General features: G+C 56.9%; 17 protein-coding genes. 2 read left to right on the top strand and 15 right to left on the bottom strand.

Features of this window, described 5'->3' with window-relative positions; all coding sequences use genetic code 11:
• Positions 1 to 77 precede the first annotated feature (77 nt).
• The 13 genes from GSQ86_RS22640 to yajC all read right to left on the bottom strand — a co-directional run bounded on the left by GSQ86_RS22640 (position 78) and on the right by yajC (position 14,509).
• Positions 78 to 2,810, bottom strand: a complete 2,733-nt coding sequence (locus GSQ86_RS22640) for a TonB-dependent receptor (RefSeq protein WP_158752398.1) — start codon at positions 2,808 to 2,810, stop codon at positions 78 to 80.
• A gap of 49 nt (positions 2,811 to 2,859) precedes the next feature.
• Positions 2,860 to 3,192, bottom strand: coding sequence for a DUF2607 family protein (locus GSQ86_RS22635; RefSeq protein ID WP_158752397.1), 333 nt, complete (start codon positions 3,190 to 3,192; stop codon positions 2,860 to 2,862).
• A 53-nt stretch (positions 3,193 to 3,245) separates the two neighbouring features.
• On the bottom strand, positions 3,246 to 5,144 hold the full coding sequence (locus tag GSQ86_RS22630) for an ankyrin repeat domain-containing protein (RefSeq protein WP_158752396.1): 1,899 nt from the start codon (positions 5,142 to 5,144) through the stop codon (positions 3,246 to 3,248).
• Between the two features lie 177 nt (positions 5,145 to 5,321).
• The gene (locus tag GSQ86_RS22625; protein WP_158752395.1) at positions 5,322 to 5,828 is read right to left on the bottom strand and encodes a biotin/lipoyl-containing protein; all 507 of its coding nucleotides are present in this window, start codon (positions 5,826 to 5,828) and stop codon (positions 5,322 to 5,324) included.
• Complete coding sequence (gene accC / locus GSQ86_RS22620) at positions 5,825 to 7,354, bottom strand: acetyl-CoA carboxylase biotin carboxylase subunit (protein ID WP_254062564.1); 1,530 nt, start codon at positions 7,352 to 7,354, stop codon at positions 5,825 to 5,827. The genes GSQ86_RS22625 and accC overlap by 4 nt, the downstream gene beginning before the upstream one ends.
• Positions 7,355 to 7,482: 128 nt before the next feature.
• Positions 7,483 to 8,319, bottom strand: a complete 837-nt coding sequence (locus GSQ86_RS22615; protein WP_158752394.1) for a tetratricopeptide repeat protein — start codon at positions 8,317 to 8,319, stop codon at positions 7,483 to 7,485.
• A 162-nt stretch (positions 8,320 to 8,481) separates the two neighbouring features.
• Positions 8,482 to 8,919, bottom strand: a complete 438-nt coding sequence (locus GSQ86_RS22610; protein ID WP_158752393.1) for a biopolymer transporter ExbD — start codon at positions 8,917 to 8,919, stop codon at positions 8,482 to 8,484.
• Between the two features lie 33 nt (positions 8,920 to 8,952).
• Positions 8,953 to 9,414 (bottom strand): biopolymer transporter ExbD, encoded by a 462-nt coding sequence (locus tag GSQ86_RS22605; protein ID WP_158752392.1) that lies wholly within the window; start codon positions 9,412 to 9,414, stop codon positions 8,953 to 8,955.
• A gap of 147 nt (positions 9,415 to 9,561) precedes the next feature.
• Positions 9,562 to 10,299: a MotA/TolQ/ExbB proton channel family protein gene (locus tag GSQ86_RS22600; RefSeq protein ID WP_158752391.1), complete on the bottom strand. Its 738-nt coding sequence runs from the start codon at positions 10,297 to 10,299 to the stop codon at positions 9,562 to 9,564.
• Between the two features lie 123 nt (positions 10,300 to 10,422).
• Positions 10,423 to 11,154, bottom strand: coding sequence for an energy transducer TonB (locus tag GSQ86_RS22595; protein ID WP_158752390.1), 732 nt, complete (start codon positions 11,152 to 11,154; stop codon positions 10,423 to 10,425).
• Between the two features lie 152 nt (positions 11,155 to 11,306).
• Positions 11,307 to 12,509 carry a protein translocase subunit SecF gene (gene secF, locus GSQ86_RS22590; RefSeq protein ID WP_158752389.1) on the bottom strand — a complete coding sequence of 401 codons (1,203 nt, stop codon included), beginning with the start codon at positions 12,507 to 12,509 and terminating at the stop codon, positions 11,307 to 11,309.
• Between the two features lie 52 nt (positions 12,510 to 12,561).
• Positions 12,562 to 14,178: a protein translocase subunit SecD gene (gene secD, locus GSQ86_RS22585; RefSeq protein ID WP_158752388.1), complete on the bottom strand. Its 1,617-nt coding sequence runs from the start codon at positions 14,176 to 14,178 to the stop codon at positions 12,562 to 12,564.
• A gap of 22 nt (positions 14,179 to 14,200) precedes the next feature.
• Positions 14,201 to 14,509, bottom strand: a complete 309-nt coding sequence (yajC, locus tag GSQ86_RS22580) for a preprotein translocase subunit YajC (RefSeq protein ID WP_158752387.1) — start codon at positions 14,507 to 14,509, stop codon at positions 14,201 to 14,203.
• 377 nt (positions 14,510 to 14,886) lie between these two features.
• Here yajC and GSQ86_RS22575 point away from each other — a divergent pair, with 377 nt between their 5' ends.
• Positions 14,887 to 16,890 (top strand): glycosyltransferase family 39 protein, encoded by a 2,004-nt coding sequence (locus tag GSQ86_RS22575; protein WP_158752386.1) that lies wholly within the window; start codon positions 14,887 to 14,889, stop codon positions 16,888 to 16,890.
• Positions 16,891 to 17,077: 187 nt separating this feature from the next.
• Positions 17,078 to 19,096 (top strand): M1 family metallopeptidase, encoded by a 2,019-nt coding sequence (locus tag GSQ86_RS22570; RefSeq protein WP_254062563.1) that lies wholly within the window; start codon positions 17,078 to 17,080, stop codon positions 19,094 to 19,096.
• Between the two features lie 134 nt (positions 19,097 to 19,230).
• Here the strand turns inward: GSQ86_RS22570 and GSQ86_RS22565 are convergent, their stop codons facing one another.
• Together GSQ86_RS22565 and GSQ86_RS22560 are read right to left on the bottom strand one after the other, a co-directional pair.
• The gene (locus tag GSQ86_RS22565; protein ID WP_158752384.1) at positions 19,231 to 20,202 is read right to left on the bottom strand and encodes a hypothetical protein; all 972 of its coding nucleotides are present in this window, start codon (positions 20,200 to 20,202) and stop codon (positions 19,231 to 19,233) included.
• 324 nt (positions 20,203 to 20,526) lie between these two features.
• On the bottom strand, positions 20,527 to 23,238 hold the full coding sequence (locus GSQ86_RS22560; protein ID WP_254062562.1) for an ABC transporter permease: 2,712 nt from the start codon (positions 23,236 to 23,238) through the stop codon (positions 20,527 to 20,529).
• Positions 23,239 to 23,253: the final 15 nt, after the last annotated feature.

The raw sequence follows: 23,253 nt of genomic DNA, 5'->3' as shown, positions 1-23,253 counted from the left end.
TTCGCGAAGCTAACCTGGGGTTTTATACAAAAGGGGGAGGGGGTACCCCGCACCGCAGCGCGGGGCACCAAACAGCATTAGAACGAGAACGAAATCTGTCCCGTAATCGCCCGAGGCGTCACGTAGTGCGTGCCGCTGAAGGTCGAGAGAAAGTTGTACAGCGCGTACTTATTCGTCACGTTGACAGCAGTCACACGCGCTCCCCAACGGTGGCGATCGCCATTGAAGAGATTGTCCTCGCCGGCTGCCATATCGAACAGGCTGCGCGGCTGCACACGCGGCGGGTTCTTGTCATTGTTCTCGGTTCCCAGAGCAGGAATCTTCACCAGGTTGGATGAAAGTCCATTCGCATCGCAGGCTGTAAAACCTGACGTCGGAGTAGCACGGACACCGTCGCAGGCAAGTCCGGCCTCGAACTGCTGGTCGGCAGTCAGGCCGCTCAGATCGATCCCCGGCCGGCCATCGGGCAGCGTAATCGAAGTTCCACCGCACCCACTGTTCGGATCGGTGGTGTTGTAGCAAGGTACCGCCCCGGCCACAAGTCCGCTGTCGTAGCGCCAGTTGAAGCTGAACCACGAGCTCTTGCGGAACGGCAGTGCGTACTGGAGGTGGGTCGTCTCGTTGTAGCGCTCGTCGTGGTCAATGCGGAAGGGATATCCGCTCTGACCAACGGTAGCGCCGGCGCCGCCATTTTGTGGCGGGAAGAACCGGGCTGCCACCGACGACATAACGACGAAAGCGCTGACACCGTGGAAATCCGGCACATCAGCCCGCAGCGTGAAGCCGGGAATCTTCGAGTTGTGCCAGCTGATCGGGAAGGTGATCGGCGTATTGCCGAGTACACTGAAATCCCACGCCCCATGCGTGTACTTCCAGATGTACTCGCCGCTCAGCACCAGGTTCTTGCCAAACGCCTGCTGGAAGCCGGCATGGAACTCATTCCGGAAACCGGGAGGCAGATTGCTCGACACCCCCGGCGTGCACAGAAGCAGCGGAGAGAGCACCGGATCGACGCACCCGTGGCTCGAGAGCACAAGGTTTTCATTGAACGGAGTCTCAAGCGTTCGCGCGTAAGAAGCGCGCAGGACTGTGTTCGTCCGCTTGAAGCTGTAAGCCGTACCGAGGCGAGGCTCCGCCTGGCTGGCCGTTGTCAGCCCGTTGTACAGATCGCCGCGAATGCCGACATTAAAGAGCCAGTTTCCCTTGGTGATCTGATCTTCGATATAAAGCGCTAGTTCCTTTACGTCCGTGTGCCCGTCGAAGCCGAAGAGGCCGCCGCCGCGCGTCAGATCATATGGCAGAAGAATGGGGTTGAATGGCGTCGCCGTTACATTCGGATTGGACCCGTCATTCGGAAATAATCCCGCTGCGGCGCACTGCGAGGGATTGCTGTATCCACTGACCGGCTTGCCGTTTCCATCGACGCATGGGGAATTGAGCGTAGGACTGACGATGCCGAGTAAATCGTTCTCCCGCAGGATCGTCTGTTCGTAAACCGCCCCGGCCTTGAAGTTATGAGCGCCGCGCACATACGAGATATCCCCGTGCGCTCCCGCGTTCAAAAGCGTCCGTCGCTGCCCGATACTCTCCTGCTGGATGGGACCAAGATCGGCGAAGGGATTGCTGCTCGGAAAGTAGTTATATGCGTCTTTACGCGCGTAAGCGCCAAGATTAAGCACCGAATACTGGCTTACAAGCCGCGTATACGTTGGCGAAATGTTGAAGGTTTCGATCTTCGACTTCTGATCGGTGTCGCCAACACTGTTTCCGTTCTGGTCCAGAACATTCAGGTTGTCATACGCATTCGGCGTCTGAAACCACGAGCGGCTGTAGTTCAGGTTCAGATGGATGGAATCCTTTTGCGTGAACTGATAATCGGCACGGTCAAATATATTCTGCAGGTTGCCCTTGTCGTGAAAGACCACGAACTCCGGCGGATCGAGAAAACGGCTGGTCTTCATGCCGCTGGCGGCAATAAAGTTGCCCCAGCTGTCGCCGCCATAGCCGAGATCGAAACCTCCGCTCGCGGAACCAAAAGCTCCGTACGAGGTGTAAATGGTGCCGGTAGGCTTGTTCACACCCTGTCCCGACCGAGTCGTAGCTTTAATGACGAGACTTGTCTTGTCCCCATACTCAGCCGGAGGCGCGCCATCGATCACTTCGAGCGATTGCACCGACTCAGCCGGAATTTGATTCGAGAAGGTCTTGCTCTGCTGATCGGTGATCGGCTGGCCGTCGACAGAGAATGAGTTCGAGGCATGGTCGCCAAGCCCGTGGAACATTCCGTTCGAATCCGCGGCTACACCAGGGGAGGCCAGCGTCACCATCGAACTCACCGATGAAGACTGGCTCTCAAGCGGCAACTTTTGAAAAAGCCCGCGATCGATGTCCGTGTGCATGCTCGTATCGTTCTCGACGAGGTCTTCGCCGGTCACTACGACCGTCGTATCCGCAGCCTCTCCGAGCTTCAAGCTGATATTGGCGGTCACAGGAACAGTGGAAACTACATCCACATCCTGCGCAGCATTGCTGAATCCCGTCATCGCCACGATAAGGTGATACGGATTCAGAGGGATATTAGGAAACTGGTAATGTCCCGCGTTGTCGGTCGTGGCCGTACGCTCATACTTGCTGACCGGATTGTGAATGGAAACCGTGGCGCCAGGAATCACTGCGCCGCTGGGATCAGTGACCGTACCGCTGACCGTGCCGGAATTGCCGGTTGCCTGTGCACAAAATGCTGCCGGCAAAAAAATCAAACTGCAGGTGAAAAGAAAAGCAGAAAGGACGCGACGTAGAAGCGTGCGCATAATAAGACCTCCAAAAGCCTGTTGTGTGTTTCCCCAGATAAAAGCCGGTTTAGGCAGCAATCTGGGATACAGGCGGAGGCCGGTTGGCCAACTTATGCAGAACTTTCTGGCGCGGCCGATCCAATGGCTTTTCTGAAGCGAGCCGCCATACCGGACGGACCGACACGGAGAGTGTTACCAGTGCAACCGTCTGCACCGCATGGTGCGCCGTATTGCAAAGCGAGCAGCCTTCGTGATCTACCTGGCCGTCGGGATGCGTATGCACGACCTGGATGAATCCGATCAGCATGACAAGCGCAACGCAGAGCACCGCTATCCAGCGCGTCCAGCTTAGCTGGGCACGGGATAGCTGGGATCGCTCGCTTGTACGAAATCCACGCATCTTAAGCTTAACTATATTGCATTAGCAATATAGACGCAAAATTCACCGCTAAGTCACCGGTTTCGGCGCAAAAGTTCGAGCACCGCGTCGTGCTTCATTTTCGCTGCCCAGGCTTCCGGCGTTGCCCAGGGCTCCGCATCTGGTTCCTTCACCGGCGCCCCACGTTCGATCAGTAACTGGGCTAGTTTCGGTCGCCCCCAGCGGCAGGCCCAGCCCAAAGGTGTCGAGCGCAGCAGGTCATCTCGCAAGTCTGGGCGCGCTCCGTGATCGAGCAGCATGGAAGCAAAATGCGCTCTGTCCTCATCGCTCAAACCGCCCTGTCGCGCCGCCGTGAAATGCAGAACTGTCTGGCCAAAGCGTGTGATATTGGGATCGATTCCGTGCTGTAGCAACAAGGCCATGCAGCGGAACTGACCTTCGTTGTCTGCATCACCACCACTCGTGCCTCGCGGAGGTTGAATCAGCACCCAGTGCCATCTCGGATCATCGAGTGGCCATTTGAGATGTGGTAATGCCAGCGCAACGATCTCTGGACATCCGTGATCGGCGGCAGACCATAGAAGCTCCTGTATAACCTCCTCACTCGGATCTGCTTTCAACAGCCGCGTCGCTTCGTTGACATCGTGTGTTTCGGCAACCATATACGGCGTCCGCTTAGCACCACGCTCCAAAAGCAGATTCTTTACAGACTCGTCCTTGTGATTCCACGCTTTGTTAAGCGGCCAGCCGGAGGCATAAACATTGGCATTAGGATCGGCACCTCTGTCGAGAAGCAACTTGACCATTGCAAAATTTCCAGCCAGAGCCGCGCACCAAAGAGGCATGCCCCAACTAAGGGCTGGCGTTTCCAGCTCTTCAAGCATGACTCGTTCATCTACATCGGCGCCCAAATCGAGCAACAGACTGGCGATTTCAAGATGTCCATAATTGACGGCCAATGTGAGAAGTCCACCACTCCAGGTTCCAATTCTGCGCAATACTTCCGGATTAGTGCTAATCAGTGTCCGGACGCGCGGAGCATCTGCCAACGCTACGGCGACATAGATAGTCATCTCTGCCCCACCCTCCAGCAACAATCGGGCGATATCGGGAAATCTACGAGCGTGCTGATTGCTACCAGGACCAGCGGCAAGTGCCGCGCGATCAAGTGCCATAAGATCATGCAGGTCTTTTTTCCGTACATTTGCGCGGCGCTTCAGCAGCCAGGCAATCAGTTCGACATCCGTTTGCTGCGCTGCAATGTGCAGCGGTGTCGCGCCGTCGCGATCGCAAGCCTGAATCAGGGAGCGATCTGCATCCAGCAGGCGCATGGCGGTATCACGGTCGCCGCGCATAATGGCGCTACTGATCTCATCCTGAACCGGGGAAACCGTGGCATTCGGACAACTCATTTCGGCCCGTCGCTGCCGCTCTTCTTCTTCGATGATGGCGACGAGTTCGCCGTAATCCCTGTCACGGGCGAGGCTGAACGCAGAAGTGGCGTCCCGGTGCGGGAATATCCCTTTGCGGGCATCGGAGCCGGCCTCCATCAACAGCCTCACCATCGCCGTATCGCGGCGCAGTACGGCGAAATGTATGGCGCGATGCTCGTCGTTAGCGCTCACGTCCATATCCACGAGTTCAGAGCGGGACACGAGCATCTTGCGAACCTGTGCCGCATCACCTATCTTGACTGCTTCCATAAACCGGACCACGTTGACGCCGTCCACGAATGCTTTGAGCTTTGCCCAGCTTGGATAGCCATAAGCCCGGGCGAGTACGCGCTGTGCGTCGTGTAACGCGAACGTAGCAGGATCAGGCTTGCGCTCGAACTGCTGTATCTCCGCCACGGTTGCCGGGTCGTGAGCGCGATACCGTTCCAATAAATCCTTGGCTTGTTTCTTGAGCTGCTCCAGACTTGGCTGCTGCGGGAGGCGGCGCGTAGGCACAGCATTGGGAAGACTTTCGGACATGACGATCTCCTTTCGAAGTACAGCCCGGCGTCCGCGTTACGGGCAAAAAGAAGATGCGTCTTCAAAAATTGTGAAGAATTACTTATCGGTAGGCTCAGCCCTGCCCGCGGACACGGAGGCGTCCGAATGCGCCGAATCCAATATAACGCAATCGAAAATGCGAGGGATGAGAATGAGCTACTCCACTATAGCCAGCACTTCGCCAGCTGAGACTGTACCGCCCTGTTCGACCCGAACTTGCACGACTTTACCCGCTTTTGGAGATTTCAATTCGTTCTGCATCTTCATCGCTTCGATCACGACGATGCCTTGATGCGCTTCCACCATGTCTCCGACTTTGGCGAGCACGCGCACCACTCGTCCGGGCATGGGAGCCGTAACTTTTTTTGGCCCATCCGCTCCGCCCTGGCGTTGACGGCGGGACTTCAGTGAGCGCGGATCGTCAACGCGATACTGAACCCGCCTGCCCTGAAGATGCACCGCTGTCCCCTCAGGGCTTCCTTCCAGCACGCAGCGATAGGTCTTTCCGCCGATCTGCATTGAGAGCACGCCTGGCTGCAGTTGCTCGGCATCGATAAGGATCTCAGGGCCATCGTCGACACTGACTTGGTATGCGTTCGTAGATTCCGTTCGCGTCAGCGCAATGCGCCGGAGTTTCCCATCGACTTCGAGCTGGATCATCATGGGCGCAGCCCTTCGCGTCTGGCCGTGATCTTCCATGCATTCGCTGTTGGGGAAAGATCCGCATGACTACGTCCATTGCTGTTGCCAGGACGAAGATTTTCGAAAATCGCGGCAGCGATCAGGGCTGCTATCTCCGCTTCCGCAGGCGCTTCGTCTGCGTTTCCATCCGCTCCCAGCAATCGATCAAGATAGCTCGTATCAATGCGCGCCGCCTGGAAGTCTGCATCGCGAAGGATGCGGCGGAAAAGTCCCAGATTTGTGCGGATGCCCCCAATCACATATTCATCGAGGGCCCGTAACATGCGTGCAATTGCCGCATCGCGCGTCGGCGCATACGCAATGAGTTTCGATAGCATCGGATCGTAGTCCAACGGTACCGTCCAGCCCTCATAGATACCGGAATCTTCGCGAATACCGGGACCGCCGGGTTGAAGAAGCCGGGTAATTTTTCCCGGAGACGGGAAGAATCCATTATCCGGATCTTCTGCGTAGACGCGGCACTCTATGGCGTGACCGCGCAGGCGAATATCTTCCTGCTTGAAGGGCAGCATCTCACCCTGAGCGATGCGAATCTGCAAATGGACCAGATCAAGCCCGGCCACCAGTTCCGTCACAGGGTGCTCCACCTGCAGGCGGGTGTTCATCTCGAGAAAATAAAAAATTTTCTGGTCATCCACGAGGAACTCGACTGTGCCCGCGTTGGTGTATCCGGCAGATTTTGCCAGTCGCACCGCGGCTTCGCCCATGCGCTTTCGCAACTCTTCACCGACTACTGCCGATGGTGCTTCTTCGATCACTTTCTGATGGCGGCGCTGAACGGAACACTCGCGCTCACCTAGAGACACACAGTTGCCATGTTCATCAGCGAGAATTTGAATTTCGATGTGGCGTGGCCGCTCGATCAATTTTTCCAGGTAAACTTCGCCCGATCCGAAGGCCCGTTCCGCCTCGCTGCTGGCACCAGAGAAGGCCACGCTTAGCTCTTCCCGGCTGAAGACTGCGCGCATACCTTTGCCTCCTCCGCCGGCTGCAGCCTTGAGCATGACGGGATAGCCGATCTCCTCGGCAACGGCGTGGGCTTCGTCGAGCGAAGCCAATCTCTTTACAGATCCAGGAGTGCGCGGCATCCCTGCTGCGTCAGCCGCCTGCCGGGCGCGCGTCTTTGAGCCGAGCGTCCGCATGGCACTTGCGGGTGGCCCAATAAATTTAATTTTTGCGCGCTCGCAGGCTTCGGCGAAGGCAGCGTTTTCAGAAAGAAATCCATAGCCAGGATGGATCGCGTCGGCACCCGAATGATGGGCAACCTCCAAAATCAGATCACCGCGCAGATACGATTCAGCGGCTGGAGCGGGCCCCAATCGGTAGGCCTCGTCTGCCTCTAGGACATGGAGAGCGGCGCGGTCGGCGCCTGAATAGACAGCTACCGTTGCGATATCCAACTCACGGCAGGCTCTCAGAATGCGGAGAGCGATTTCACCCCGATTGGCGATAAGAATTTTTCGAATGGATTTCGCGGGCTTCGACACGGCAAGGAAGGATTTTAAACAGAATTTTTGATTGCTGCCAAATCGGATCAATTTGCGCGGCAAAAGGACGCTTTAGACAGCAAAAAGCCGCCGAAATCGGCGGCTTTTTGCTGCTTTTGAAAGCGGAATTACTTCATTTTGCCTGAGCTGTCCATCACGATACCGCCCGGCTGATTGAGCTTCTTCTCTTCGTTAGCCTTGCGGGTACCCATGGTTTTTTCGCGCCATTGATCAGCCTGTGCAATGTCATCCTTGCGGGCCTGATCGTTGCCGCACTCGAGACTTGCCTTCTGGCGGTACATGAGGTTCATGTACGCCATCGCGTCATCATAGGTCGGGCGGATATCGAGGGCTTTCTGCAGGTACTGCATGCCTTCGTTTACAATCCCCGAGTTCTGATCCACGATTGTCTGGCAGGTCTTCTTGGGCGTCTTGGCGTTTCCATTTCCGTCATCCTGCAGTCCGGCTTCAGAGAGAATCTTCACTGAATTCTTATGCGCGATGCCCCAGTCGATGACTCCGATGGTGTAGGCGGCTTCGGCATCCTGAGGGTCAACGGCCAGCACTTTCTGCTGCCATTCTTTGGCTTTGTCAAACTCGTCAATCTGGAAGTAAAGGCCAGCAATACCCTTGAGGCTGCTGATGTCCTTGGGATCACGATCGAGTACACCCTGGAAGCCCTGAATCGCCAGATTAGCGTTCTTGAGATTGTCTGGCGTTGTTAAATCGGGAACTACCTGCTGCGCGTACGCGGTGGCGAGGTAAAGCCGCGCCATCGGAAGCTTGGGGTCGAGATTCACCGCATTCTGGAAATGACCAATTGCCTCTTCGTATCTGGCATTTTTATAGGCAGCCACGCCCTTATTCAACTGGTCGCGGGCCTTGAGGCGGCTGCACCCGGTCGTCATGGTCAGCATCGCCAGGAACGCGGCCGCCATTACCGGAAAACGTGCGATTCGATTCATTCTGTCTCTCATCTCCTTTGATCGCCTGATCGCCAGCTTACGCCCGATGTACCGCGTATAGCATTGGGATGCAAAAAAAGTATCTGCGCAGTGATTGTAATTTGTTTCTGTCGAATGGCAAGCACTTGGCGAGGGAACCCAGGCTGGCCGTAAAAAGCGGGCCTATTGGCCCGCTTCAATCTTCGGCGTAATCAGTCCGATGTGGTCCACGCCCACACCATGGGCCATATCCACAACCTCCGCCACGGAAGTAAAGTTCAGTTCGGGGTCACCCTTAATGAACATCACCTTTTCGGCGCGGGTCGAGTAGATGGCATCGAGCCTGGTTTTCAGATCGGTCTTTGCCACGGTGTCCGTATTGATCAGGTAGGCCGGAACTCCACCGGGGCCATTGTTGATCGAGACGACGATCGTACGATCATTCGGCTGCTGCTGCTGAGGGTTCTTCGGCGGCTGGGGAACCAGCGCATCCAAGCCCTTCGGCGTAACTGGCACGATGACCATGAAGATGATCAACAGCACCAACAGGACGTCGATCAGAGGGGTAACGTTGATATCGGCATTGAGTCCACCCGGACCGCTGCCACTTCCCATAGCCATAAGTCAGTTCCTCATTTCTCCGCTGCGTTGTGCTTATTCGCCGCCGGCACTCGGGGGCGGCTGGCGATTTTCCGCGCCCTGACGCTGTTCGGTCAACAGGCCCACCTGCTCCACACCCGTGGTACGCACGGCGTCGATCGCATCCATGACAGTGCCGTAGTGCGCGCGGGCATCCGCACGGAAAAACACTTCTTTGTTTGTCTTGTTCTGCAGCTGATCGCCAACTTTCGCGCCGAGATCGGCGAGAGAAACCTGATCCTGCCCCAGAAAAATCTTGCTGTCGCGGGTGACCGCTACCACCACGGCATCTTCGTGGTCGGCGTCGGGCATGGCCGTCGGGTTATCGGTCTGCGCCAGCTCCACGTTGACCTTGTTCTGGAGCATGGGCGTAATGACCATGAAGATAATCAACAGCACCAGCATCACGTCCACCATGGGGGTGACGTTGATGTTGGAGTTGACCTTTTTTCCTTCGTTTCTTTTAACGATTGCCATTTATGCTCCCCCGGATCACTATCCTATGCCGGGCTTTCAGCTCGAGCTTCTTCATCCTGGATTGCGGGTTGAAACTGCCGGAGCAGGGCATTTTGCAGCCCCGCTCCAAGCTCAGGATTCCCGCTCACCGATTATCGCGCCCGCCAATTAACGGCGGTTGCCCTGCTTGAGGAAGTAGTCGATCAGTTCGCTCGAGGAGTTGTCCATTTCGACGTCGAACGCTTCCACCTTGTTGGTGAAGTAGTTGAACGTCATAACGGCAGGAATAGCGACCAGCAGACCGAAGGCGGTTGTCACGAGTGCTTCAGAAATACCGCCGGCGACTGCGCCGATACCCGAGGTCTTCTGGGTTGCGATCTGACGGAATGCGTTCAAGATACCGATGACCGTTCCGAAGAGTCCGATAAACGGAGCCGTGGAACCAATGGTGGCCAGTCCGCCCAGGCCACGCTTCAGCTTGGCGTGCACAATGGCTTCGGACCGTTCGAGGGCGCGTTTGGAGGACTCAATTTGATCCTCGGTCACGGCGCCGCCGCTGCCGTAGTTGCGGAACTCCTGCAGACCGGCTGTTACAACTTCAGCCAGGTGCGACTTCTTGTTCCGATCGGCGACCTTGATGGCCTCGTCCAGCTTGCCTTCCTTGAGAGCGCCAGCAACGCGGGGAGCGAACTCACGCGACTGCTTGCGGGCTGCGCTGAAGTAGAGCCAGCGGTCGATGATGACGGCCAGAGACCAGATCGACATGATGAACAGAATGATGACAACGCCCTTGGCGAGCGAGCCCATGTTGTTCCACAGGTCGATGGGGCTGAAACCTACGGTCTGATCTTGGAAAAAGGCCAGCGTAGCCGGGTGAAATGCTTGTGTCAGATGAGCGAGAATCACGTGAATCTTTCCTCCTGAGGAGTTTGCTGCTGTTAAGAAATACCTGCGCGAAATGCGCGTGGCTGCCTTCGGTTCACCGCTGCGGCGCACTGCGCCGGAGCGGCAGGATGATGAGTACGGGCATCAACCGCCGAGGCTGAAGACCACGTTCACCTGCGTTTCCACCTCTACCGGCTCACTGTTGAGAAGATAGGGTTTATACCGCCAGGACCTTACCGCGTCCATGGCCGCCTGCTGCAACATAGGCGGACCACTGACTACGTGCAAGTTTTCGATGGTGCCGGACTTGGAAATCGTTGCCTGAAGTACAACGGTTCCTTGGATGCGGGCTGCCTTGGCAATGGCTGGATACTGCGGAACAGTTTTTACCAGCAAATTGCCCTGCATAACGCCCGATGAGACGGCAACCTTCTTTGGCGCAGCCGCTTTCACGACCGGCGCGGGACCATTACCAATTCCTCCGAGGACACCGCCGAGAACGCCACCGGATGAGCCACCGCCCATGCCTTCCATACCGGCAACACCGGTGCTGGGAGGAGCGGCCTCTTCCTTGACCATCTTGATGTCTTTCGGAATCTTGGTGGGTGCCGTCAGCTGGTTGTTCAACATCTCAGAGACGATCTTCTGTACATGTACAGGGGCCTGCGGCGGCGGCGGGGGTGGCGGCGGTGGCGGCGGTGGCGGTGCGACCAGCAGGGTTGCCATCATCGCTTTTGGCAGCGCATCCGGATTAATCAGCGGATAGAGGATCATGGCAGCGAGAATCGACCCGTTCAAGACAAATCCAATGATTGTTAGGTATTTGCTCTTGGTCTTAATCTTGCCGCCCGATTCCATCAGGGAATCTTCAAACATGGCCTACCTCTTCCAGAAACTTGTTACCACATATAGACACCAGACGGGTGTTTGTTTGTTCCCGGTTGCCCGGACTTTTTTTTAAGCGGGTGTCGAACTCTGAAAAAGCCGAGTGGAAAACCTATATCACACTCGGCATGTCTCTGGAAACGCTACACCCGGGCTTTTTTTGCCGCGGGCAAAACCGCGCCTTTGCCACGCTGCTGACGCCACTCCTGATAAGCCACCAGCATGGGTGCTGCTACTGCGATGGAAGAATAGGTGCCGATGAGAATGCCGACGACCAGTGCAAAGGAGAAGGCGTGCAGCACTTCACCGCCGAAAAGATAGAGGGAGAGCACGGTCAGGAAGGTCAGGCCCGATGTCAGCACCGTCCGGCTCAGCGTCTGGTTGATGCTGCGGTTAACGACGGCGGCGAGTGGCTCGCGACGGGTAAGGCGCAGGTTCTCGCGGATACGGTCGAAGACGACGATGGTGTCGTTCATCGAGTAGCCGACCAGGGTCAGAATGGCAGCGATGACAGTCAGCGAGATTTCCTTGTCCGCAAGACTGAAGGCTCCGACGGTGATCAGGGTGTCATGGAATACGGCGACAACCGCGGCCACACCATAGATCAGCTCAAAGCGGAACCAGAGATAGACCAGCATTCCCGCCAACGAATAGAGCGTTGCCAGCAGGGCCTGTTTCTTAAGCTGTGCGCCGACCTGGGGGCCTACGATTTCGACGTTGCGGATGGTGAAGCCGGAGAGATAGGCGTCCTGCTTCAATTCGCCGAGAACTGCCGGGGTGGTCACGGTAGCGAGACCGTCAATGGAGTCGATCAGGCCGCCCCGGCCATTGCGATAGTCGAAGATTGCGGTTGCCTGCTGCGCATAGTGCTGCGCAGTGGCGTCGCTCGCACCGAGATGCTCCGGGTCCTTCTGCGCGAGCCAATCTGCCAGCGCGACCTGGCTGGCATTGTCGAGGTCAATTTTCCCCGGACCGCCGGCGTCATGCGCATAGTTGGCTTCAAGCGTCTGCAGGATAGTGGCGCGACCGGCGTCGAGTGACGCTTCATTCGCCTTCTGCGCCAGCGCGATGATGACTTCGTTGTTCGTAGCCTGCCCACCGACGATGGTCTGGATGCGCACATCCTTGAGCCCGGCCTTGTCTGCCGCAGCGCGGATGTGATCGACATTCGGCTGCTGGTCGAATTTTACGCGCACGACGGTGCCGCCGCGGAAGTCAACGTCCTGTGGCAGACCATGCCAGAAAAGCAGCGAGAGTACGCCCGCCACGCTGAAGATGAGTGAGAAGCCGAGGAAATACCACTTCTTTCCCAGCCAATCGATTTTTACATCACGAAACAGTTCCACGGATTTCCGCCTGCTCCTAAATTTCTTTCCTGCGCCCGAAGGCGGGTAATACCTAAATTGAAATCGCTTCGCCGCGCTGCTTCTTGTTCAGGTGCGAATCGAAGATAACGCGCGAGACAAAGACAGCAGTAAACAGGTTGGCGAGCAAACCGAAGGTCAGCGTGACGGCAAAGCCGCGCACCGGTCCGGTTCCAAAAATAAACAGAATGGCAGCCGAGACGATGGTCGTCACGTGCGTGTCGATGATCGTTGTCCACGCATGTGCGAAGCCCTGGTCAACAGCCGCTGCCGGCGACTTGCCTGCGTGCAGTTCTTCACGGATACGCTCGAAGATCAGCACGTTCGAATCGACGCCCATACCGACTGTCAAAATCACGCCGGCGATGCCCGGCAGCGTAAGCACCTGTCCGGTAAAGCCCATGAAACCGAGCAGGATGACGAGATTGAGAAAGAGTGCCAGATCGGCGTTAATGCCGGCTCCACGATAGTAGAAGAGCATGAAGATCATGACTGCCAGCATGCCGACCACGGCAGCCATCACGCCCTGCCGGATCGAATCCGCGCCGAGCGACGGGCCGACGGTGCTCTCCTGCAGGTAGTGGATCGATGCGGGTAGCGCGCCGGTCCGCAACAGCATGGAAAGGTCCTTCGACTGCTGCTCGGTGATGCCGCCGCCCGAGATCGTTCCCTGGTCGCGGATGGTGTCATGAATGTTGGCTACTTCGTAGATTTTGTTGTCGAGAACGACGCAGAGCGCCTTGCCCTTGTTCGCGGTGGTGAAGTCAGCGAAATGGTTACCGGCAGCGGTGGTCAGGTAGAAGACCACTTCGGGCTCGTTGGTGTTCTGGTTGCGCGATGCCTGGGCATCGCGGATGTCGGTGCCGCCGACTTCGGCTGCGCGCTTGATCTGGTAGATCTGATCGCCGCTGCCGGGAGCCGAGGCGCCGGGCGCGGTGTGCAGCAGGAGCGAATCATAAGGAACGCTGCCGCCGAGCGCCTGGAGCGCTGCCTGCTCGTCGGACCAGGGGCCACCCTGCACAAGGTGCAACTCAAGACGCGCGGTGGACTGGATCACGTCCTTCACGCGAGCCGGGTCGTCAACGCCGGGAAGCTCGACGAGGATCTGGTCGCTGCCGAGGTTGTACTCCTGGATCACCGGCTCACTGACGCCGAGTGTGTCGACGCGTGTGCGGATGACTTCAATGGCCTGTTCGAGGGTGCGCTTTTTCAGGTCCGCAACCGCGCTGGGCTTCATGGTCAGCGTGAAGGTGTTGTTCGCGCCGGACGCGACGTCGTACTGGGCGCCGTAACGCTGGTTCAGCACATTGCGAACATCGCCGGAACGGTCAGCCGGAGCACCATTGATCACGATGGCCTGTGGATGCGAGGCATCGGGCATGACGGAGCCGACGGTGATGCCGTTCTGCTGCATATCGGCCTGGATGTGCGCGGCATCATTCGTCGTCTGCGAGTTCACGGCTTCGTCGGTCATCACCTGCAGGATCAGGTGCGTGCCGCCCTTTAGATCAAGACCAAGGTGGATGCGGTCGAGGAGCGACGCCTTCAGCGCTGTTCCGGTCAATCCTTTGGGAATGCCGATGATGCCGAAGATGAAGACGATCAGGACCGCGAAGATCAGAATAGTTTTTTGAGTGAGATTCTTACGCATGGGAATTCAAATCGAGTGCGGGCTACTTAGCGGCCTCATCTGTGGTTACGGAAGCGATGGCGCTCTTGACTACTTCCAGTTTGATATTGTCCGGCGCTACGCGCAGCTGGATGGCGTCTTCCTTGATGGACATGATTATGCCGCGGATGCCGCCTGTGGTAGTCACTTTGTCGCCTGGCTTTAGATTGCTGAGCATCTGCTGCCATTGCTTCTGCTTGTTCTGATTGGGGCGGATGAGCAGGAGATAAAAAACAGCAATGATAACAACGAAGGGCAGAAAAGAGACCAGGCCCGGAGGAAGTGCGCCGGCTAGCAGTAGTGTTGCGTTCAACGTGCAATCCTTTTCATTGCATAGCTTTGCGCGATGCAGTGACACATAGTTTGTATCCGCGGAAGGTCTTTGGACAGCGCCAACGTCTTCTTTACGGGAAAACGGCTGCTATTTCCTTCAGGAACACAGACCCCGAATCCCGTCGCCCATGACGCCGCAACCATGGCTCAAGCAATAAAAACAGATCAAAGAGGCCGGAGAGGTCCTAGCACCATAGCTTTTCAGCAGGGGGTGGCTTATGTCAAGGCAGGCGAAGCGTCAGAGGGGCAATTTCCCCCTCGAAAGTGACCGAAAAATGCGTTTTTTGCTCTCGTCGAGATGCTGTTTCGAGGAGACAGACGGATGCCGCGATATGATCTCGAAACCGAGGTAAGTACATGCAGCGTAAGCATTGGGTCGCGGGAGCAGTCGTCTCTATATTGTTCATCATGGTGGCAGAAGTAGGGCTGTCGACGCGGCAGGAGTCTGCCAGTTGGGATGAGGGCGATCACATCTACGCCGGATACATGAATTGGAAGCACCGGGAATACAGTCTGAACCCGGAGCATCCGCCGCTGGTCAAGCTCATTGCGACGCTCTCGCTGCTGCCGCTTGACCTGAAGATCGCTCCCCGGCAGGGCAGATATTTCAAGTCCGAGTCGTACTACGGCGGCCGGGAACTGCTCTTCCGTAACGACCCGAAATATGGAGGCCATTACAGCGCGGATACGCTGCTCTTCCGGATTCATATGACCGTTCTGGTCTTTGCCCTGGTGCTGGCGTTGCTGCTTTTTGCCGCAGGAAGGGAGATGTTTGGATCGTGGGCGGGACTCATCGCGATGATGCTGTTCGTCTTCGACCCGACAGTGTTGACCAACGCGCCCTTCGTCACCACGGACATGGGGGCGGCATGTGGCTTTTTTGCCGCGGTGTATACCTTCTATCGCTTTGTGAAATCAATGCGCTGGCAACGGGCTGCGCTGTGCGGCCTTGCTACCGGACTGGCTCTCACTGCCAAGCACTCGACGGTTTTGCTGCTGCCGATATTGATTTTGCTTGCCGCCGGAGAGATCGCGGGCAGGTGGAAGGCAGGCCGGAAGTGGCCCGGCCGCGATGTGCTGTCCCTGGTATCAGGAATGGCGGCAATTGCAGCGATCGCACTGTTTGTTCTGTGGGGCGTGTACAGCTTCCGCTATGCGATGCATCCGACAGGCGTGGAAATGCCGCCGCTGTCAGGCCAGCTGAATTCGCTTTCTCCGGTGATGCAGCATCTGATCTCCTTCTGCGCACGACACCATCTTTTACCGGAGAGTTACCTTTACGGACTTGTGGACGTGCAGCGGGTCGGAATTTATATGCCGACCTACATCTTCGGAAAGCTCTACGCACATGGCCAGTGGTTCTACTTTCCCGTGCTGCTCTCACTGAAGTGGAGCGTTGGCGTTCTGGGGCTGTTGGCGCTTGCCATCTATGCCTTTGTTGCCGGCAAAGTTCGCCGTCCGCGCGAGGTTTTCTTTCTCGCGCTGCCGGCATTGTTCTATCTCGCGGCGGCTATGGCAGGACCGCTCAATATCGGCATCCGGCATGTGTTGCCGGTGTTTCCGTTTGTCTTTGCGCTGGCGGGCGCCGGTGCCGCATGGATGGCACAGCAGCGAAAGGCATGGGCGTGTGTCGTAGGAGCACTGCTTCTGTGGCATGTGATCGATTCGGTGCGCATGTTCCCCAATTACATGCCGTATGCAAACACACTGTGGGGCGGCCCAACGAAAACGCATCTGTATTTTTCCGATTCGGCGACGGAATGGGGACAGGAGTTGAAGTGGACGAAGCAATGGCTCGATGCGCATAACGTCAAGGACTGCTGGTTCGCCTATTTTCCTGCTCCGTTTCTTCTTCCCAGCGATTATGGTGTCCCCTGCAAGTTGCTGCCGACGCTCGACACCATGTACGAGTACGACATTGCGTTGCCGCCGGTCGTGCATGGCCCGGTCCTGATCAGCCTTGCCGACTTGAATGGATTCGAGTTCGGAACAAAAGTGCGGAATCCCTATCAGGCGCTTTTCGAGTGCAAACCGGACGATGTGATTGCGAATGGCGTGGCCGTCTTCTATGGAGACTTCGCTCTACCGGATGCTGCTGCACTTGGCTATGAGCAGCAGACGCACTCCCAGATGAAGGACAATCCGCAGGCAGCGCTGGCTGCGGCGCAGCAAGCAGTAGCGCTGGTTCCGGAGGGCTTCGACGCAAATATCGCCCTGGGCGACGTTTTTACAGCTACAGGGGACAAGGCTTCGGCACATGCCGCATATGCGGTGGCGATGCGCCGTGTGCCAGAGATGGAGCCGACGTCGCAAAAGCACTGGAAGCCGATTCTGGAAAAGAAAATGGTAGGCAGCGAATAGAGCTCCGATTCTTTGCGTCCATAAGCCCGGCAAAAACGTCGTCTATCGCAACCTGAAAAACTGCCGCATGACTGCCTCGTTCAAGCGTGTCGGTGCGGATCGTAGCGCGCACTTCGCTCCGTGTACTCTGTGATTACGCGTAGTCAACTCAATTTGCACCATTCCACGAATGGAAGAAAGGTTTCCTGTGCCATCCTTTCCCCTCTCGCTCCGCCGCTCGTGTCTTCGCCTGCTGATTCCTGCCCTGTGCTTCGTTTCCTGCTCCGCTGCAATTGCTCAGACAGCACCTTCTGCCGCTCCTTCCAGCTACGATCCGCGCCTTACATTCGCTCCGCTGTCACTACCTGATCCGGTAAACGCGTATCGTTCGAGCAATGGCGCGCCGGGGCCGAGCTACTGGCAGAATGACGCCAGCTACGAGCTTCACGCCACGCTCGATACGTCGGCGAAAGAGCTTCGCACAACGGAAATCATCACCTACACCAACAATAGTCCGGACACGCTGCCGAACCTATGGGTACAGCTGGATCAGAACATCTACCGCAAGGACTCGCGGGCACAGGTGCTGCTTGGCGGCATGATGCGGCGGCGGCGGAATAATCCTGCTTCCGACGCCAAACCGGAAAGCACCTCGAGTGACGGATTTATTTTCGACTCGGTCGAGATCGAGGCAGGCAAGCAGACGACGAAGGCCGAATACATCGTCAACGACACGCGGATGCAGATCCGGCTGGCGCAGCCTCTGCAGGGGCGCGGTGGCAAGCTGAAGATTCAAATCCAGTACCACTACCAGATTCCGGGATTATGGGGCGGACGCACCTCGTGGGGCATGTCAAAGCAGGGCGAGATTTATGACATGGCGCAGTGGTATCCGCGGATGTGCGTGTATGACGATCTGCGCGGATGGGACACGCTGCCTTACCTCGGCAGCGAATTTTATCTTGAGTACGGCAACTTCGATTATTTCGTTACCGTGCCTGCGAATATGATCGTCGCCGGTTCTGGCGAGTTGATGAATCCGAAAGATGTGTTGACCAAGGCTGAGATTGAGCGGCTGGAGCAGGCACGCAACAGCGACAAAACTGTCTACATTCGCAAGCCGGAGGAGGTGACGGATCCGGCAAGCCGCCCAAAGACAGATGGCTCGTTGACGTGGCATTTTCACATGGACCATACGCGAGATGTGGCGTGGAGCGCTTCGCCGGTTTTCATATGGGATGCGGCGCGTATCAATCTGCCCGATGGCAAGAAGTCCCTGGCGATGAGCGTCTATCCGCCGGAAAGCGTGGGAGCGGATGCGTGGGATAAGTCGACCGAATATGTGAAGGACACAGTCGAGCACTTTTCGAAGCAGTGGTTCCCATATCCGTGGCCTGCCGCCGTCAGCGTCGCCGGGTTTTCTACTGGGATGGAGTATCCGGGCATCGTCTTCGACGGTATTCCGGACAAGGGCGATTTTCTTTTCTGGGTGACTGCGCACGAGATTGGCCATGACTGGTTTCCGATGATTGTCGGCTCAAACGAGCGACGCCATGCCTTCATGGATGAGGGCTTCAATACCTTCATTGACATCGATGAATCGGCAACGTATGCGGGTGGTAAGTACGGACCGAAGCGCGATTCGGAATACTCCGCTGGCGGCGAGCCGCCTGACATGATTCTCAAGGTCCTCGACAATCCGGATGCGCCGACACTGATGGCGCAGGCCGATTCCTATGGTTTCCAGCTTGGGCATCCGATCAGCTACTTCAAGGGCGCGTACGGAATGGTCCTGCTGCGCGAGCAGATTCTTGGGCCGGAGCGCTTCGACTGGGCCTTCCGCAAGTACATTCGCGACTGGGCTTATAAGCATCCGTCGCCTTCAGATTTCTTCCGCGAAATGCAGAGCGAGGGCGGCGAAGATCTGAGCTGGTTCTGGAACGGCTGGTATCTGAACAACTGGAAATATGATGTCGCCGTTGACAAGATCGAGGGTTCCACGGTGACGCTGAGCAATCGCGGCCAGCTTGTGCTGCCAACGACGGTCGAAGCCACGCACCAGGATGGGACGAAGACGCGGGTGAAGCTGCCGGCTGAAACGTGGATGTCGAAAGGGACGTATACGTGGGCGCTGGAGAATAAGTCGCCTGTCGTTTCCGTGGTAGTCGATCCGGATCATCAGCTTCCTGATGACGATCGCAGTAATAACGAGAAGAAAGTGCAGTAGCAAAAACAGAAGAGCGAAGAGTCTCAATCAGAACAGCTTGGGATTCTTCGCTTCGCTTAGAATGACGTTTTGGCCCTTGAGGGGATAGATCATCCGTCTAGTCGGAGCCTTCAAAGTCCGCTGAGCCGCCTACCTCACTTGAAATACTCGACCCAGGACTTCACTGCGGTCTGACTCATGCCCAGCCCTGTCGCTGCCGTCTCGAGGAGATTCCTCAGCGACAATGCGAACTGCTGCAGCGTATCGGGTTGCCAGAAGCGATCCTGTGCCGCCTGGTTCTTGAATTCAGCGATGTAGCTATCCATCAAGGCTGCCTGCGCGGTGCTCAGATCCTGCACCAGCACAGGATGCGGATGCGCGGAGACATCGAGCGGCTGCAATAGAGAAGCAATAAGAGGCCCCTGCCCGGTTCCTTTTGAAAGGCTGGCGAGCATGACCGCACCGCGTCCGTAGTCGTAATTCGCCATGATGGAATCGACGCGCTTCTCGACGGCCAGCTGCTCCCACCCGGCAGGAACAGTCGTGACTGGAATATAGGTGATATTGATACGCGCCTTGGACACATAACGGGCGACTGCGCTGGCCTCGGGCAGGTCAATTAATAATGCCTTGAAGAATGCTTTGTATTTCGGCATATCCGCGTCGGAAGGCGAGTGAGAAAGCAGGACATAGCTGTACAGCCCGTAACCGTTTTCCTCCTTTTGGCTGGAAGCCAGAAGAGCAGTACCCGTGACGCGGGGCATAGGCATAGCCATTTTTACCGAATGAATCGGAGCTATGGACAGTGCTGGTGGTGGTGGCGGCGGTGCCGACTGCGCGGGAGCTGGCGCCGCAGTCTCCCGCGGAGCGCTGTTGCAGGCGGAAAGAGAAAGCGCCAACCCCGCTAGCACTCCCACGATCACCAATTTTGTGTGAGCGTTATCTTTTTTGTTTCCGTTCGCGCGAACGCAGCATTGCGCCAGCCATACCAGCACCATCGCAATGCCGGCAAAAAGGAGCATCATGGGCGCTGAGGGTGGAGGTGGCGGTAGCAGATAATCGGCTAGCAGATAGAACAACAGGGTAAGGGCGACGCTACATGCGATAAATACACCAGTCTTTTTCATGCCGGCTCCAGGATCTTCATAACAATCAAGACAACAGGGATTTTAGGGAAGAATACTCTGACAGGCCGGATTGGAGAAGGACTCTCTGGAGCCCAGCTTTCACCTGCATCGAGCCTTGGGGCAAGCACTCGTAAAACGAGTCAGCCGGCTACATCGGCAAGCCGTTATAGCAAAAAAAAACGATAGTCCTCAAGCCGCGTTTGGGACGGAGGGGGCTCCGCCTCCTTCACCATAGAGCTTCGTTATGGAGCAGTGATGACGGAAGAAGAACGGCATTTCGAGGAAATGAAAATATTTCTGCGTTCGCAGTCTGAACCTGCAACTCTATTCCATTCTCAAGGCCTGTGCCGGATCGATGGTCGCTGCCCGGCGCGCGGGAATCAGCCCGGCTATGCAAGCGGCCAGCACCAGCGTCGTTATCGAGAGCACCAGTATGCCGACATCCATGCCCTTCATGTCATAAAGCTGCGATTCTATAAAGCGTACGCAGAGCAGCGCCGTGGGGATCCCGATGGCCAATCCCAGCGCAGCCTGGATCATGGCCCCGCGCATAATCATCGCGATGACCCGGCTGCGCTTTGCGCCGAGTGCCATGCGAATGCCTATTTCACTTGTGCGCAGCGCAACGGTATAGGCGGTCACTCCATATAGCCCGATAGTCGCAAGCAGCAGCGCAAGGCCGCCAAACAGAATCGTCAGCCGAGCTACCAGTCGTTCATGGCTGAACTGGTCGGAAATCTGCTGATCGAATGTCTCGAACTTCACCACTGTCAGGTTAGGATTGATGCTTGCCAGCGTCTTCCGTGTCAGGGCTTCCATATCGCTGATGGGCCGGGTTGTCTTCAACACAATGGCGCCGGCATACATGCTCATATCTTCTTCAATAGGGTCTTTCGAGCCGAATGGGCGCTGCCCGAACGGCACAAAGTACATGAGATGGTCTTTCCAGTAGACGGTAGTGTAGACCGTATCTTCGACAACACCGACGATTTGAAAAGAGTCTGTCGATCCCGGGGAGCCAAAGAGATGCCCTACAGGATTCTCACCGGGGTTGAAGAGGTGTTTTACAAATGTCCGGCTTACACCGGCTACGGGCCGGGAGGCTGAGGTATCCTGCGGGGTGATTCCGCGCCCCATCACCACATGCGTCCCCACGGAATCGAAGTATTCTGAATTGACCTTGATCCAGGAAGATTGCGTGCCCGGACCGGTTTTTCCGTCTATCTGAACACCATCACTATTATTGTTGTCTTCCATGGGCGTGTAAGAGCTGATGCCTGCCTTTTCCACCCCCGGTATGCCGTGAAACCGGTCTTCTATCGTCCGATAAAGCTCCTCTACCTGCGTCTGTTTATAACCAGCGGCCTGGGGATTGATGTGGACGATATACCGGTTAGTCGACTCCAGCTTCAGATCCGTATCCTGCAGCTTATATAAGCTGCGGGAAAACATGCCTGCGCCAATCAGGAGCACCAGTGACAATGCAGCTTGCAGGACCACTAATCCACGCTGCAGCAAAGAAGCGCCGAATGCCGTGGCCCGCGATCCGCTTCGCAGCACATCTGCCGGTTCCCCCTGTGCTGCGATCCAGGCAGGTGCCACGCCAAACAGAACACCAGTAACCAGTGACACCCCGCATGCAAATCCAAGAACGGCGATGGATGGACTGGCATGGATGGGAACATTCTGCGCTCCAGGGAATGCCAAGGCCAGCAGCATCTTTGTTCCCAGGTATGCCACTACCAGACCCGCCATGCCGCCCACAAGAGACAGGACGACGCTTTCCGTCAACAGTTGCCGGATGATCCTGCCTCTCGCTGCGCCTAGTGCAGTTCTTACAGACACCTCTGCCTTTCGCGCCATGCCGCGCACCAGTAGAAGGTTGGCAATATTGGCGCAGGCAATCAACAGCACGAGGCCGGAAAGGGCCATCAGCATGCGCAGATTCGTTCCGTATGATTCCTGCATGTTTTGGATGCCGCCGCCGCCGGGCGTGAGCACAACGTGTACTTTCGGCAGCTCCGCTTTTCCTTTACCCGAGTAATACGGCTTGTTCGCGGCCATGTACTGTCGAATCAGCACGCTCAATTTTTCCTGCAAAGCCGGCTGATAGACACCCGGCTTCACGCGCCCGATCATGTATAACCATTGCGTCCTGGGATCGTGCACATACGGGACTGATGCCAACACCGGCATCGTCTCGATCGGGAAATAGAATTCCGGCGGCGTGCTCGACAGGCGGTCGCCAAAAAAGCCTTCAGGCGCGATGCCCGCTATCGTGACCGGCTTCGTGTTCACCCAGAATGTACTGCCTATGATCGACGGGTTTCCTGCATAGTCGTGCTGCCATGTTTCATAGCTCATGATCGCAACCATGGGAGCGCCCGCTACGTCATCCGAATCGGTCAGAAGCCGTCCTGCCTGCGGCTGCAATCCAAAGGTACGGAAATAATTGCCGGAAACAAACTCGCCCATCACGGAACGCGCTTCTTTCGCTCCATCACGCCGCACCGTCACTGGGCGCCATTCAAATCCTGCCTGGATGGCCGCAAGCTCTTCGAACTCCGGGGTGCTTTTCTTCAGGAGCTGCCATGCGGCGGTAGGAAAGTAGGAAACGCTGCCGTCCTCGGGTATTCCCTGGCCAACGCAGCAGTCGCCATTGTTCCCAATTCGCACCAGGCTTTTCGCATCGCCTACAGGCAGGTTCTTCATCAGCACGGCATGGACGAGTGAGAAGATGGCGGCATTCGCGCCGATGCCAAGCGCCAGGGTCAAAACTGCAACGACTGTATAGCCGGGAGATTTGCGCAGAATGCGGGAGCTGAAAACCACGTCCTGCCAGAGCCGCTCCAACCATTGCCAGCCCCAGATTTCGCGGGCGTTATCTTTGGCGAGCAGAACATTTCCGAACTTCCGCATCGCAGCATGGCGCGCTTTCTCGGGTGTCATCCCGGCCTCAATGTTCTCCTGTGTCTCGAAGTCGATGTGCGTTTGAATCTCATCTTCCAATCGGTCTTTGCGGCTCTTCCAAAGCATGACAAGTCCCTCCCT

It is taken from the genome of Acidobacterium sp. S8, from assembly GCF_009765985.1.
Taxonomy (GTDB): Bacteria; Acidobacteriota; Terriglobia; order Terriglobales; family Acidobacteriaceae; genus Alloacidobacterium.
Note: the sequence above shows the minus strand (reverse complement) of the source record. Positions and strands in the feature narration are given on the sequence as shown.

Bases quoted from the DNA above. Each gene is read 5' to 3' on its own strand.
- GSQ86_RS22595 (WP_158752390.1), bottom strand. From the start codon at position 11,154: ATGTTTGAAGATTCCCTGATGGAATCGGGCGGCAAGATTAAGACCAAG.
- GSQ86_RS22625 (WP_158752395.1), bottom strand. From the start codon at position 5,828: ATGATGATCCAGCTCGAAGTCGATGGGAAACTCCGGCGCATTGCGCTG.
- GSQ86_RS22630 (WP_158752396.1), bottom strand. From the start codon at position 5,144: ATGTCCGAAAGTCTTCCCAATGCTGTGCCTACGCGCCGCCTCCCGCAG.
- GSQ86_RS22605 (WP_158752392.1), bottom strand. From the start codon at position 9,414: ATGGCAATCGTTAAAAGAAACGAAGGAAAAAAGGTCAACTCCAACATC.
- GSQ86_RS22565 (WP_158752384.1), bottom strand. From the start codon at position 20,202: ATGAAAAAGACTGGTGTATTTATCGCATGTAGCGTCGCCCTTACCCTG.
- secD (WP_158752388.1), bottom strand. From the start codon at position 14,178: ATGCGTAAGAATCTCACTCAAAAAACTATTCTGATCTTCGCGGTCCTG.
- GSQ86_RS22560 (WP_254062562.1), bottom strand. From the start codon at position 23,238: ATGCTTTGGAAGAGCCGCAAAGACCGATTGGAAGATGAGATTCAAACG.
- GSQ86_RS22610 (WP_158752393.1), bottom strand. From the start codon at position 8,919: ATGGCTATGGGAAGTGGCAGCGGTCCGGGTGGACTCAATGCCGATATC.
- GSQ86_RS22615 (WP_158752394.1), bottom strand. From the start codon at position 8,319: ATGAATCGAATCGCACGTTTTCCGGTAATGGCGGCCGCGTTCCTGGCG.
- GSQ86_RS22640 (WP_158752398.1), bottom strand. From the start codon at position 2,810: ATGCGCACGCTTCTACGTCGCGTCCTTTCTGCTTTTCTTTTCACCTGC.
- GSQ86_RS22575 (WP_158752386.1), top strand. From the start codon at position 14,887: ATGCAGCGTAAGCATTGGGTCGCGGGAGCAGTCGTCTCTATATTGTTC.
- GSQ86_RS22635 (WP_158752397.1), bottom strand. From the start codon at position 3,192: ATGCGTGGATTTCGTACAAGCGAGCGATCCCAGCTATCCCGTGCCCAG.